Origin of the sequence: Bradyrhizobium sp. R2.2-H (genome assembly GCF_004346455.1) — a bacterium.
Lineage (GTDB): Bacteria > Pseudomonadota > Alphaproteobacteria > Rhizobiales > Xanthobacteraceae > Bradyrhizobium > Bradyrhizobium diversitatis.
In genome coordinates this window covers 200,777-213,617 of the sequence record NZ_SMBR01000009.1, presented here as the reverse complement: position 1 = coordinate 213,617, position 12,841 = coordinate 200,777, and the positions used below count along the sequence as shown (strand labels likewise).

Below are 12,841 nucleotides of genomic sequence, written 5' to 3'. Positions count from 1 at the left end.
CCGGACCAAGCTAACGTCAGTTGGGAACTCGTGACAGCCACGCTGTCTCACTTCCGCGCGAGCGTCAGCAGCCGCGGCAGATGCTCTTGATTTTCCTGTCGAGCTGCCGGTTCTCGGCATTGACGGCGGCATCTGTCGCCTCACCTCCGCCGATGCCGGTGGTGACTCCGGAGCCAGGGCCGGATGATTGAGCCGTACCCAGGCTGTTGAGACCCGGCGGCGGAACTGGCGAATTGGCAAAGCCTCCGGTCGACCCGACCGAGCCTCCAGTCGATCCCACTGAGCCTCCGGTTGGTCCCACTGAGCTTCCACTCGATCCGGCAGAGCCGCCGGTCGTTTGCGCGAACGATAAGGCGGGCAAGGTCGCGAGTACGAGGATCATGATCGTAGTCTTGATTGAACCTCTTGCAGACGATCTGGCCATCGGAAGTCCTCCTTTGCCGGTCAACGGCCGCTATCAAGAGCTGTTCCGAAACAAATGCCGTCACATCAGCTTGAAAGCGAGGGAAGCAAATCACGACGATCGATCGCGATCCCTTTGCAGAGGGCGAGCGCGCCGCGCGCGAAAATATTCCGGCCGAAGCCAATCCTACCTCAACGGCAGCGACGAACATGCACTCTGGGCCGCCGGTCACGAGAAGGTGGCAGGCGCGATCGAAGCGCGCAAATCCGAGGGACGATGAGGGCCCGCTCCGTGGCGAACCCCGGCCGCTATGCCGCCGCCGCTGGCCGCTCGGTCCGATCCTCGACCATGGTCACGAACATGTGGGACTCCTCACCGGTGCCCCCCACCTGGATGCGGCGGGCGCAGATGACGCGGCGCCCGCGGACGGGATTATCGATCGTATCGATGATCGGCTCGAGCTGCTGCCTCTGTGCGAGCAACTGCTGGTCGCGCCGCTCGATCAGTTCGGCAGCCTCGGCGGAGAACAACTCCCGCGCCGTCTTGCCGATGATCTCGCCGCGCGACATGCCGATCATCTTCTCGGCGGCCTTGTTGACGAAGACGTAGCGCAGATTGCGCGCATCCTTGGCGATGATGCCCTCAGCCACGTTCTCGATGATGGTGGCGAGGAAGCGCTCCATCCGCTCGAGAATGCGTTCGCGCTGGCGCTGTTCCGTGACGTCCTCCTGCACTGACACCCAGCCGCCGCCGTCCATCGGGCGCTCGTAGATCTTGATGATGCGGCCGTCGTTCAAGGCGATCTCGGAGGCCGCTGGCTGGCGCTTGGCGATCCGGTCCAGAACCGCCGCGACGTATTTCGTGACGTCGCCGCTGAACAATCCGCTGTCGACCCTGTGCCGGAGGATCTCCTCGAGGCTCGACCCGGTCTGGATCGTCTCCGGCAGATTGTAGATCTTCCGGTAGTTGGCGTTCATCGCGACCACGTTGGCCTTGCCGTCGAGCATGATCAATCCCTGCGGCATGCTGTTGATCGCGGCCGAAAGCTGCCACTTCTTGGCCTGGTATTTGTCGTTGAACTTGTCGCGCTCGGTCATGGCCGCGTCCCGCGCCTGCGCGGTCCCGAGCTCGAGCTCCTCGAGCTCGAAGATGCGCGCCACCGCGTCGCGGAAATTCTGCACCGCGCGCGCAAGATGACCGATCTCGTCGTGACGGGAGAGATGCGGCACCTGGCTCTTGACGTCCCCCCGTGCGATCCGGTCGGTCGCGTGCGTGATTTCGGACAGGGCACCGACGACCGAGCTGCGCATGACCACGACGTTGAGCGCCGCCAGCATCAAGGCCGCGAGTCCGAGCACGAACAGATAGGCGGCCGCGTAACGGTTGCTGTCGGCGAGTTCGTCCGCCTCGCGGGCACGCTGCTGGTAGATGCGCTCGAGCTCCTCGATATCGCTGTTGAGCTTGCTGCGCACCGTGCGGTTGGCGTCGTTGTCGCCCCATTCGCGCGCCGCGGCCGAGCCGATCTCCACTCCGCGGCGCACGAGTTCCTGACGGAAATCGATGAACTGCTGGATCCGCTGCCGGAAGCTCGAGAACAGTTCGGCGTCATCATTGCCGACATTCTTCTCCATGTTCTTCACGGCCTCGGCAAGCTCACGGTTGCGCCGCAGCAGGCCGTCCGCGAAGTGCTTCATCCTGACACGATCCGCCGTCATGTAGATGCCGCGCGACTCCATGACGATCGCATAGATCAGCGCATTGATGCGTCCGACGTTGATCGCTGCCGCAGCCGAGGACGCATGCATGTGACGATAGGTCGTCTGCAACCGCACCGACTGGACCGACATCACCAGCAGGAAGACGGTGACGATCGCCAGGAAGGCGGCGATGCTGTAGACCTTCTCCGCGACCGTCAGCGTGTCGGCGCCGCGCGCGAATCTCACAAACTTCTTCAATAATTTGGTTCCGGCACCGAAGCCTGATCCCAGCGCCGTCGCAGCCATGGCGACGCTCCTCCTGGTTGAAAACGCCCAACAATAAGCGTGATCGCACTAGCGGAGGATTAAGCTGGCCGCTGGTATTTTTACGGTACGGAAGGGAGCCGCGCCCCCGCGCCGGATCTCAGCCGATCCGCTTCAAGCCTTTCCTGAAGCGCGGTCCGTTGGCCACGTAGAACCTGGCCGCACTGCCCATCTTCTGCACCTGCGTGTCGTCGAGCGTACGGATCACGCGCGCGGGCGAGCCGATGATCAGCGAGCGCTCGGGGAACTCCTTGCCCTCGGGGATGACGGAACCGGCGCCGACAATGCTGTTGCGGCCGACCCTGGCGCCGTTCATCACGATCGAGCCCATGCCGACAAGGGCGCCCTCCTCGATGGTGCAGCCATGCAGGATGACATTGTGGCCGACCGTACAGTTCCTGCCGACGTGAAGCGGAAAGCCGAGATCGGTGTGGCAGGTCGAGCCGTCCTGCACGTTGGCGCCCTCGGCGATCTCGATCCACTCGTTGTCGCCGCGCAGCACGGCGCCGAACCAGACGCTCGCACCGGGCTTCAGGCGCACGCGGCCGATCACGGTCGCGGTCTCCGCGATGAAATAGTCGCCGTCGGCGGGAAGATCGGGCGCCTGCCCGTCGAGCTCGTAGATCGCCATCAAGGTCTCCTGTCGGGTTGACCCAGCCATAGCGAAACGGCGGCCGCGACGCAAAGGGCCGGCCGCGCTCAAAGCGCGGGCGGCGTCAGACCAGGATGCCGGCCGCGCGCAGCGTCATCAGAAAGAAGGTGCCGCTCATCATGCTCCAGAACGCGGCGATGACGGTCGCCATCATCACGAATTCCACGCGGCGGCTTTCCACCCGCACGCCGCGCAGCGTGTTGCGCATGATGATGAAGGGCGCGGCGAACACCAGGAACGGAACCGCCGCGAAGGTCTTCGGCGCCACGCCCTCCTGCAGCAGCCCGAAGCCGGCGGGCCGCCGCGCGAGCGCCTGGTAGCCGTTCACGAGCGCGCCAGCGAGCGCGAAACCGATGCAGATCGAGAAGAAGGTATTGAGAGCTTCGGGTGTCATCGGAACAGTCCGCATTTACGCAACGCCGGAGCCTACCTGTGACAAAGGGTGCCGGTTAACGCTACATTATCCTTAAGGGAAGGTTAACGTGGCCGGCCGCTCCACGCAGGGCCGTCCCCACCTCCCGCAACCGCGAATACTCCGCGAAACCGCCCTCGCGTGGCATATTCGCCGCTGATTCGTCGGCCATCGGCCGACCTCCGGCTCGACTTGCGCAATTCATGACGGTGTTTTCGGCAGCTCCCCTCAGGTCCCCCCGCACGCGCACCCGTGCGCATGTCGTCCCGATCGTGCTCGCCGGCACTGCCGCGGCATGCGCGGTTGCGCTCGTCGCCTATTTGTTGTGGCCGACCTGGGGCACCAGGGGCGTCAACGCCCCGGACAAGCTGCCGGTGAGCATCGGCGGCACGCTGTTCAACCTGCCGGTGACCGCGATCCGCATGAAGATCCAGCGGCACTCGGGGCCGCAGGAGCGCATCGATCTCGACTTCCTCTATCCCTCGCTGGAGCCGCCCGGCGCGCCGAAGCACGTCACGGCCGACACGGTGGAAGCGGCGGTGCAATCGATCGACCGTATCTTCCTGTCGATCGCGGCCCATCACGATGCGCTCTCGCCCGAGCAGCGGACGGCCACGATCTATCCGCGCTATCTCGATCAGGCCGCGACCATTCCCGTGGATGGGCTGACGATGCGGATGTTCCGCACCGACACGCCTTACGGCAGCGAGGATCTCTATTCCGCGGCAAACCCCGCGCTCACTGCGCGCTGCACGCGCGATGCGGCCACCCCGGGCATGTGCCTCTCGGAGCGCCGCGTCGGCGGCGCCGACCTCACCTTCCGCTTCGCGCGCAGCTGGCTGTCGCAGTGGCGTGACGTGGCGGATGCGATGGACAGGCTGACGGCGCAATTGCGCGGGCCGAGGGGCTGAGCGCGGCCGCCCTGCCCTTCGTGGGGGCCCTCACAACACGAACTGCGAAAACAACCCCATGCACAGTAGCCAGGCCCTTGGCGCGACTTCGCATTTTTAGAAGCCGCGCCGACGGTCGTGCCGTGATCGATTCAAGAGAGGTGGTGACACATCACGCTCCGAAATTTCGCATTTTTCGAAACAAACTTGACCCGTCGGGCAAAACAGGGGCATGATGGCATCATGGGAGATCGACAACCCCGCGCCGTCAGATGGCGCAGATCCGTCCCCGGCCATAGCCGCCCTTCAGCAACCGCACGGGACGTTCCGGCAAGCTCAGTCCCGCCCCTTCTGCGCCCGATACAGGCTCGGCGTCGTCCCGACCGCCTTGCGGAAGGCGCGGTTGAAATTGGCCTGCGATGAAAATCCCGCGGCAAAGGCGATGTCGACCAGCGGGCGATCGCTGGTGGACAGGAGCCGCTTGGCGAGATCAAGACGCTGACGGCTGACATATTCATGCGGCGCGCTACCCGTCGCGGCCTTGAAGCTGCGGGAGAAATGCGCCGGGCTCATGCACGCCACCGAGGCCAGATCCTTCACCGTGACATCGCGCTCGACGGATGCGTCGATGAATTCCGTGACGCGCGACAGGCGCCTGGCATCGAGCGGCTTCTGGACGGCATAGGAGTGCTTCAGCCGGACTGACGTTGCCGCATAGCTGTGCACCAGATGAGCCGACAGGGCCCGTCCCAGGCTTTCGACCAAAAGGCGGCCGGTGGAGGTTTCCTGTTCGAGCTCGGCGAGTATCCGGGTGGCGACATGCTCGATGAACATGTCTTGATCGATGGCCTCGTAGCGGATCGACATTCCCGACGGATCGATGTCGAGATCCCGGAGCATGGTGTCGTCGAACGGCTGTCCGGGAAGAAAGATATGCAGGCATTCCTGCATATGGTTCTCGACGCGGATGAAATCCTCGCGGATGCCGGCCGGACAGAGCCACACGGTGCCCCTTCTGCCGAAAGTGCGCTGCCGCATGCCCGCGCCTTCCCGGTCGACGACCGAGTTGCCGCGCAGCAGGACGGCGATTTCGGTGTCGCGCGGCAGTTGCGGGGGAAGATCGCCCGGCTCATGGCTCCAGCGCTCGGCCAGGAGATGCCCCCACCGCCGGTCGTTGGACGTCTGAAGCATTCTGCCGGTAACATATTTATCGACAGAGTTGCCAAGCATACCCATCGGAAATCTCCGCCAGATCACGCGATGTGTGGGCAGAAAGGTATTGCCGGGTCCAGCAATTACCATGCCAGAGATCCGGCAGTGCGTCCACCGGCCGAGAGCAGTCCGGGACAACAACACCGCACATTTTGAAAAGCCAGACTGCGCCCGGCCGCCGCATCCTCGGCCGTCTTGAATCAGGAAGCGGAGAGATCCATGGCCCGGACCACGGTCATCGGCGCGTGCCCCCACGATTGCCCGGACACCTGTTCCATCCTGACCACGGTCGAGGATGGCAAAGCCATCGCGGTCCGCGGCAATCCCGACCATCCGTTCACGCGCGGACGGCTTTGCGTCAAGGTCAACAACTACGAGGAGCGCGTCTACAGCGACAAGCGCGTCCTGTATCCGCTTAGACGCGTCGGACCGAAGGGCACCAGGCAGTTCCAGCGGATCTCCTGGGAGGAAGCGCTCGCGACCATCGCCTCGCGCTGGACATCCGTCATTGCCGAGCACGGTGCGCAGGCGATCCTGCCCTACAGCTATCTGGGCACGCAGGGCGTCATCAACGGGCTGAACGTCGGCGATCCCCTCTTCAACAAGCTCGGCGCGACGGTCCTGGAGCGCACCTTCTGCGATTCCGGCTCTTGCACAGCCTACATGATGACGATCGGACACACGCCGGGCGTCGACCCCGAGAGCTTCGTGCATTCGAAATACATCATCCTGTGGGCCTGCAACACGCTGAGCACGAACTCGCATCACTGGCCGTTCATCGAGCAGGCGAAAAAGGCCGGTGCCAAGCTCGTGGTGATCGATCCCGTCCGCACCCGCACCGCACGCCTTGCCGACTGGCATATTCCGATCCGTCCCGGCACCGACGCTGCGCTGGCGCTCGCGATGATCCACGTCATCATCAAGGAGAATCTGGTCGATCGCGACTATGTCGACAAATACACCGTGGGCTATGACGAGCTGGCCGAACGGGCGTCCAGCTACACACCCGAATTCGCCTCGCAGGAAACCGGCATTCCCGCCAGCGACATCGTCAAGCTGGCGCGGGAATATGCGACGACACCGCCGGCCGTCGTGCGCATCGGCGTCGCGGTCGAGCGACATGCCGGCGGCGGTCAGACCGTGCGCGCGATCGCCTGTCTTCCGGGACTGATCGGCGCCTGGAAGCACGTCGGCGGCGGGCTGCTCCAGCTCCCGATCTGGGCGTTCCCGGTCAGATGGGACGTGCTGATGCGTCCCGATCTCCAGCCGGTGAAGATGCGCGTGCTCAATTCCTGGCGCCTCGGAGCTGCGCTGACGGGCGAGCTCGGCTTCGATCCGCCGATCAAGGCGCTGTTCGTCTACAACGCCAATCCAATGGCGATGGTGACCGAACAGGGCAAGCTCGAAAAGGGATTGGAACGCGAGGATCTCTTCACCGTCGTCAGCGAGCACTTCCTGACCGACACCGCCAAATACGCCGACATCGTGCTGCCCGCGACCACCCAGCTCGAGCAGAAGGACATCATGTTCTCCTGGGGACATCTCTATCTGTCCTACAACAACCAGGCGATCGAGCCGCTCGGCGAAGCCGTCTCCAACACCGAGCTGTTCCGCCGCCTCGCCCATGCAATGGGCATCACGGACCCCTCCTTCTTCCGGAGCGACGACGAGATCATCGAGGCCTCGCTCGACTGGAGCAGCCCGGTGCTCGCGGGCATCGCGCTCGACGACGTCAAGGCTAACGGCTATGCACGCCTCAACATGCCGGCGCCCGCCGACTGGGCGCCGCATCGCGAGGGCAATTTTCCGACGGCGTCCGGAAAGTGCGAATTCAAGTCGACGATCGCCGGCGGCGGCAACTTCGTGGTGCCGCTGTTCCGCCAGGGCTACAATGGCGACCAGGACGCCACGCCGGTCGATCCCCTGCCCCATTACATTCCGCCGAACGAGAACGCGCGTACCGCGCCGGCGCTCGCAACGCACTATCCGCTCAGCCTGATCTCGCCGAAAAGCCACGCCTTCCTGAATTCCAACTACGGCAACCTGCCGGCCCAGACCGCGCAGGCCGGTGAGGAACAGGCGGTACTCCTCAACCCGGACGATGCGGCACAGCGCGGCATCGTCGCGGGTGCGCCCATTCGCGTGTTCAACGACCGTGGCGCGTTCGAGGCCTTCGCGACCGTTTCGGCCGACGTCATGCCGGGCGTCGTGGTGGCTCCGTCCGGCTATTGGCAACGCTCCAACCGAAAGGGTGCCACGGTTCACGCGCTGACGCCGCCCGCCTTCGCCGACCTCGGCCGTGCCCCGACATTCTCCGACATCCTCGTGCAGGTCAGCGGAGCCTGACGATGACTTATGTGGTCACCGACAATTGCCGCGGCTGCCGATACACCGAATGCGTCAGTGTTTGTCCGGTCGAGTGCTTTCATGTCGACGACGCCATGACCTATATCGATCCGGAAAACTGCATCGATTGCGGCGGCTGCGCACCGGCCTGCCCGGTCGGCGCGATCGAGCCGGACTATCGCCTCGCCGCGGACAAGAAGTACTGGATCGACGTCAACCGCAAGCGCGCGACCGAGACTCCCGTCATCAGTGCGCGCCTGCCGGCGCTGCCGGGGGCCGATGAACGCAGGCGGGCGCTGGGCCGATGACGGGGTCCGTCGCAAACGAAAGCCGCATCGCCGTCGTCGGCAGCGGACCGAGCGGCTTCTACATCACCGAGGCCCTGTTGCGCTCGGGCGTGCCCTTGACGGTCGATATGTTCGAACGGCTCCCGGTGCCGTACGGGCTGGTGCGGTTCGGCGTGGCTCCCGACCATCCGAAGCTCAAGCAGGTCACAACGGCCTTCGACCGGATCGCCGCAATGCCCGGGTTTCGCTTCATCGGCGGCGTGACCATCGGAGACGACGTCACGATCGACGAGCTGCGCGAGGCCTATGACGCCGTCGTGCTGGCGACGGGCGCGGAGCTGAGCCGGGCGCTCGACATCCCCGGCGAAGCACTCCCGGGCAGCCACACGGCGGGCGATTTCGTCGCGTGGTACAACGGACATCCGCAGTTTGCGGATCTGCGGTTCGATCTTCATCATGAGACCGCGATCGTCATCGGCCATGGCAACGTCGCTCTCGACGTGGCGCGCATCCTGGCCAAGACGGCGGACGAGCTGCGCCGGACCGACATCGCGCCCCATGCGCTCGAGGTGCTGGCAGAGAGCCGGATCCGCGAAATCCACGTCGTCGGCCGCGGCGGACCGGCGCAGGCCAGATTCACCGCGAAGGAATTGCGTGACTTTCTCGAACTCAACACATGCGACACATGCGTCGACATGCGCAACGTCAGCTCCGATGAATTCGAGCCGCGATCTCCCGGCGATCCGGAGCTGACGGAAAAATTGTCGTTGCTGCGCGCGTTCTCGCAGGCCGCCGTGACGAAGCCGCGGCGCTGCGTTTTTCGATTTCGCCTGTCACCCGTCGCGCTCCGAGGACGAGACCGCCTGGAGGCCATCGCGTTCAAGCAGGAATCGGGCGCTGTCGAGGACATCGCATGCGGCCTCTCGCTCAGCAGCGTCGGCCGGAAGACCACGCCGGTGGCCGGGGTTCCCTATGACGCGCATCGCGGTGTGCATGCGAACGTCGGCGGGCGTGTCGCAGCCGATGGTTCGGTGATCGAGGGCCTCTATGTCTGCGGATGGAGCAAGCGCGGGCCGAACGGCACGATCGGCACCAATCGCGGCTGCGGGATTGCCACCGCAGAGGCCGTCCTGGCGGATATCACCCATCGACGGCCGCGCTCGGATACGCCTGATGCACTGCTCGCGCGCCTGACCGGCCGCGTCGCACGCATCGTGAGCTATCCGGATTGGGCCACGATCGACGCGGCCGAGAAACGCAGGGGAGCCGCGCTGGGCAAGCCCCGGGAGAAGTTTGTCACGATTCCCGACATGCTCGCCGCGATGGATGCGTGACTCCGAGGCACGGCAGTGCGCCTGCACTACTCCTGATCGACGAGATCGTCCTCGAGGATCGCCATCTGGAACTGGAACGAGCGATCGTCATCCTCGTCGTCGACGAAGAGCACGCCGATGAACTCCTCGCCGATATAGACTTCGGCGGAATCGTCCTTCTTCGGCCGCGGCACGACGCGGATCTTGGGATTGCCGAATACGCGCTTCAGATACGCGTCGAGCTTCCTTACTTCCTTGACGTCCACGGCAAGTCTCCAATCGAAATCTAACGTGGCGGGGTTTTAGGACGAGACGCGACGAACCGCCAGCATGAATTACCAAAGAATTTGGGGACGACAAGGACCGGAGAATCCGGCCCTTTGCGAGCATCAAAGTCCGTCTCAAAGCCCCATGGCGTTGATCATCTGATCCATGGTGCGCGAAGGCTCGGCGCAGCCGGCTTCGCCGACGATCTTGGCGGGCACGCCTGCGACCGTGACGTTGTGCGGCACCGGCTTGACCACGACAGAACCCGCGGCGATGCGCGCGCAGTGACCGATCTCGATGTTGCCGAGGATCTTCGCGCCGGCGCCGATCAGGACGCCGTGACGGATCTTCGGATGACGATCTTCATTCTCCTTGCCGGTGCCGCCGAGCGTGACGCCGTGCAGGATCGAGACGTCGTCCTCGATCACCGCGGTCTCGCCACAGACGAAACCGGTGGCGTGGTCGAGGAAGATGCCGCGGCCGATGCGTGCGGCGGGATTGATGTCGGTCTGGAACACCGCGGAAGCGCGGCTCTGCAGATAATACGCGAAGTCCTTGCGGCCCTTCAGATAGAGCCAGTGCGCGAGGCGATGGGTCTGGATGGCGTGGAAGCCCTTGAAGTAGAGCAAGGGATCGATGAAGCGCGAGGTCGCGGGATCGCGATCGTAGACGGCGACGAGATCGGCCCGGAAGGCGTTGCCGAGATCGGGATCGTCACGCAGCGCTTCGTCAAAGGTCTGGCGCACCAGATCGCCCGACAGCGCGGAATGATCGAGGCGGTCGGCGACGCGATGGACCACGGAATCTTCGAGGCGGCTGTGGTGCAGCACCGTCGAATAGATGAAGGTCGCAAGCTCTGGCTCGCGGTGGACGATGTCCTCCGCCTCGCCCCGGATCCGATCCCAGATCGGATCGAGCGATGCGAGCTTTCCTCCCGGATTGACCTGATGCACTGCCATGCGATTTGCTCTCTCGAATTGGCCTCTTTTACCGGCTGTATAGCACAGTCCAGGCGACAAAGTCCTGACGGGCTTGCCTCAGGAGTGAACAGCCCCTTGCCCCGCGAGGATGCCTCAAGGCTTTGAAACACAAGCATTTCTTCCGATGCCCCCAAGCGGCAAGGTCGGCTCAAAGTGGTCAGAGTTCTGCCAAATTCAAGCGGGGCGGCATCAAACTATTGGTGAATTCTCTCCGAGCCGCTATTGCAGGCGAGGTCCGAACGAGGGGCACGGAACCGATTTGACCATCACCACCGAACCATTGCGTACACGCGCCGCTGATACGTTGTGGCTTCGGCTCGCGGCGGCGGCCCTGCCTCTCCTGATGATCGCGCCGGCGTTCTGGAACGGCTATCCGCTGTTGCAATGGGATACCGGCGGCTATCTGGCGCGCTGGTACGAGGGCTATCTCGTCCCCAGCCGCTCCACGGTGTTCGGTCTCTATCTGCACTATGGCGAGAGTTTCGGCTTCTGGATCAATCTCGCCGTCCAGTCGCTGGCGACGCTGTGGCTGCTGCAGCTCACGCTGCGTCTGCTCTCGATGATGCAGACCTTCCGCTTCGTCGCGATCAGCCTTGGCCTGATCCTGTCGACCGCGCTGCCCTGGCTTGCAAGCCTGCTGCTCACCGATATCTTTGCAGGACTTTCGGTGCTGTCGCTGTTCCTGCTGGTCATCGGAGGACAGCGCACGTCGCGGCTCGAAAAGATCGCGCTGTTCGCCTTCACTGCCTTTGCGGCCGCGACCCACAGCGCGACGCTCGGCGTGCTGCTCGGTCTCTGCGCCGCGGGCTGGATGGCGCGGCCGTTCGTGGGCAAGCGGCTTCCGCTTGCCGGATTGACACAGGCGAGCCTCACCATCGTTGCGGGTGGCCTGATGCTGGTATCGGCGAATTATGCATTGTCCGGCAAGTTGGCCTGGACGCCCGGCGGCTATGGCGTCGCCTTCGGCCGCATGCTGCAGGATGGCATCGTTGCGCGCTATCTCAACGATCATTGCCCGCGCGAACGCTACAAGCTCTGCCCCTATCGCAACGAGCTGCCGGCGAGCGCCGACGAATTCCTGTGGGGCAAGAGCATGTTCAACACGCTCGGCCGCTTCGAAGGCATGAATGACGAGATGGGTTACATCGTCGTGCATTCGCTCAAGGACTATCCGGCCTGGCAGGCCGGCGCGGCGCTCCGCGCGATGGGCCAGCAATTGCTGCATGTGGCGACCGGCGAAGGCACCAATGGCTGGATTCCGCACACCTACGGCATCATCGAGCGCTACATCCCCGCGCAGGTCGCGCCGATGCGGGCGGCGCGACAGCAGCACTGGGACATCGATTTCGTTTACGTCAACTGGCTGCATGTCCCCGTCGCGCTGGCCTCGATGCTGGGGCTGGTTTGGCTGCTCGCACATGCGCTGGCGAAGCGCCAGCTGGACGACCTGACGCTGCTGGCCGCGACGGTGACGCTGGCCTTGCTCGGCAACGCCTTCATTTGCGGCGTGATCTCAGGGCCCCACGACCGCTACGGCGCGCGGATGGTGTGGGTTGCAACGTTTGTGGTGCTGATGGCGGTGGCGCGGCGGTTTGGGGAGGATGGCAAAACTCGTAGGATGTGTTGAGCCCTTGCGAAACCCATCAATCCATCCACGATGGCGAAACTCGGTGGGCAGAGCGTAGGTGCCCCCATCGACCCTCCACCGATGACGAAGCATGATGGGTTTCGCAAAAGGCTCAACCTATCCTACGAGCTAATCCGACGAGCCGTTCGCCTTCAGATACTCCTTTACAGCCCATGCATTCTGGACCAAATCGCGAATATGTACCGGGAACGCGCTCTCGTGATCGGAAGGAGCGACATTCTTTTTGTGGCGCATGTATTGGCCCATTGCCTCAGGATCGAACTCGGGATTTGAAATCACCCGATGCAAAGCCTGGTAGAAGCGTTGAAGGTCGTAGTGATGACCGGTATGCCAAGTGTCTACGTTCAAGAAACTATCAAATGCTGAGTAATCCATGATGTGATCCTCGCCGTTGGCGCATGTCCCCATCC

14 protein-coding genes are annotated in these 12,841 nt (G+C 63.9%); 6 read left to right on the top strand and 8 right to left on the bottom strand.

The features are described 5' to 3' along the window. Positions 1-64: 64 nt before the first annotated feature. Entirely contained in the window at positions 65-424 is a 360-nt protein-coding gene (locus tag EDE08_RS23820; protein ID WP_131871181.1) for a hypothetical protein, read from the bottom strand. On the opposite strand from EDE08_RS23820, the gene EDE08_RS38565 reads away from it, so the two are divergent. After that, positions 381-683 carry a hypothetical protein gene (locus EDE08_RS38565; RefSeq protein WP_165936111.1) on the top strand — a complete coding sequence of 101 codons (303 nt, stop codon included), beginning with the start codon at positions 381-383 and terminating at the stop codon, positions 681-683. The two genes, EDE08_RS23820 and EDE08_RS38565, sit on opposite strands and share 44 nt — an antisense overlap. 28 nt (positions 684-711) lie before the next feature. Here EDE08_RS38565 and EDE08_RS38885 read toward each other — a convergent pair whose 3' ends face one another. The 3 genes from EDE08_RS38885 to EDE08_RS23805 form a co-directional block, all read right to left on the bottom strand. Then, entirely contained in the window at positions 712-2,406 is a 1,695-nt protein-coding gene (locus EDE08_RS38885; RefSeq protein ID WP_131871182.1) for a PAS-domain containing protein, read from the bottom strand. Between the two features lie 118 nt (positions 2,407-2,524). After that, complete coding sequence (locus EDE08_RS23810; protein ID WP_131871183.1) at positions 2,525-3,055, bottom strand: gamma carbonic anhydrase family protein; 531 nt, start codon at positions 3,053-3,055, stop codon at positions 2,525-2,527. Positions 3,056-3,140: 85 nt separating this feature from the next. Then, entirely contained in the window at positions 3,141-3,470 is a 330-nt protein-coding gene (locus EDE08_RS23805; RefSeq protein ID WP_131871184.1) for a DUF6949 family protein, read from the bottom strand. A gap of 221 nt (positions 3,471-3,691) precedes the next feature. Here EDE08_RS23805 and EDE08_RS23800 point away from each other — a divergent pair, with 221 nt between their 5' ends. Continuing rightward, positions 3,692-4,399 carry a hypothetical protein gene (locus tag EDE08_RS23800; RefSeq protein ID WP_131871185.1) on the top strand — a complete coding sequence of 236 codons (708 nt, stop codon included), beginning with the start codon at positions 3,692-3,694 and terminating at the stop codon, positions 4,397-4,399. Between the two features lie 315 nt (positions 4,400-4,714). Here EDE08_RS23800 and EDE08_RS23795 read toward each other — a convergent pair whose 3' ends face one another. After that, positions 4,715-5,569, bottom strand: coding sequence for an AraC family transcriptional regulator (locus EDE08_RS23795; RefSeq protein WP_131871186.1), 855 nt, complete (start codon positions 5,567-5,569; stop codon positions 4,715-4,717). Between the two features lie 240 nt (positions 5,570-5,809). Between EDE08_RS23795 and EDE08_RS23790 the strand changes: the two genes are divergently transcribed. Genes EDE08_RS23790 through EDE08_RS23780 form a run of 3 tightly spaced genes read left to right on the top strand, consistent with a single transcriptional unit; the run spans position 5,810 to position 9,557 of the window. Then, positions 5,810-7,936 carry a molybdopterin-containing oxidoreductase family protein gene (locus EDE08_RS23790; RefSeq protein ID WP_131871187.1) on the top strand — a complete coding sequence of 709 codons (2,127 nt, stop codon included), beginning with the start codon at positions 5,810-5,812 and terminating at the stop codon, positions 7,934-7,936. Between the two features lie 2 nt (positions 7,937-7,938). Further along, a complete protein-coding gene (locus tag EDE08_RS23785; RefSeq protein WP_131871188.1) occupies positions 7,939-8,244 on the top strand; it encodes a ferredoxin family protein in 306 nt (101 codons plus the stop codon). Next, on the top strand, positions 8,241-9,557 hold the full coding sequence (locus EDE08_RS23780; RefSeq protein ID WP_131871189.1) for an FAD-dependent oxidoreductase: 1,317 nt from the start codon (positions 8,241-8,243) through the stop codon (positions 9,555-9,557). Before EDE08_RS23785 ends, EDE08_RS23780 begins: the two co-directional genes overlap by 4 nt. Positions 9,558-9,583: 26 nt before the next feature. On the opposite strand, the gene EDE08_RS23775 is transcribed toward EDE08_RS23780, so the two are convergent. Together EDE08_RS23775 and cysE are read right to left on the bottom strand one after the other, a co-directional pair. Next, entirely contained in the window at positions 9,584-9,802 is a 219-nt protein-coding gene (locus tag EDE08_RS23775; protein WP_007602550.1) for a DUF3126 family protein, read from the bottom strand. 135 nt (positions 9,803-9,937) lie between these two features. After that, positions 9,938-10,762, bottom strand: a complete 825-nt coding sequence (gene cysE / locus EDE08_RS23770; protein ID WP_028180886.1) for a serine O-acetyltransferase — start codon at positions 10,760-10,762, stop codon at positions 9,938-9,940. 280 nt (positions 10,763-11,042) lie between these two features. Here cysE and EDE08_RS23765 point away from each other — a divergent pair, with 280 nt between their 5' ends. Continuing rightward, a complete protein-coding gene (locus EDE08_RS23765; protein ID WP_165936135.1) occupies positions 11,043-12,410 on the top strand; it encodes a hypothetical protein in 1,368 nt (455 codons plus the stop codon). A gap of 129 nt (positions 12,411-12,539) precedes the next feature. On the opposite strand, the gene EDE08_RS23760 is transcribed toward EDE08_RS23765, so the two are convergent. Continuing rightward, positions 12,540-12,806, bottom strand: a complete 267-nt coding sequence (locus EDE08_RS23760) for a hypothetical protein (RefSeq protein WP_131871190.1) — start codon at positions 12,804-12,806, stop codon at positions 12,540-12,542. Positions 12,807-12,841: the final 35 nt, after the last annotated feature.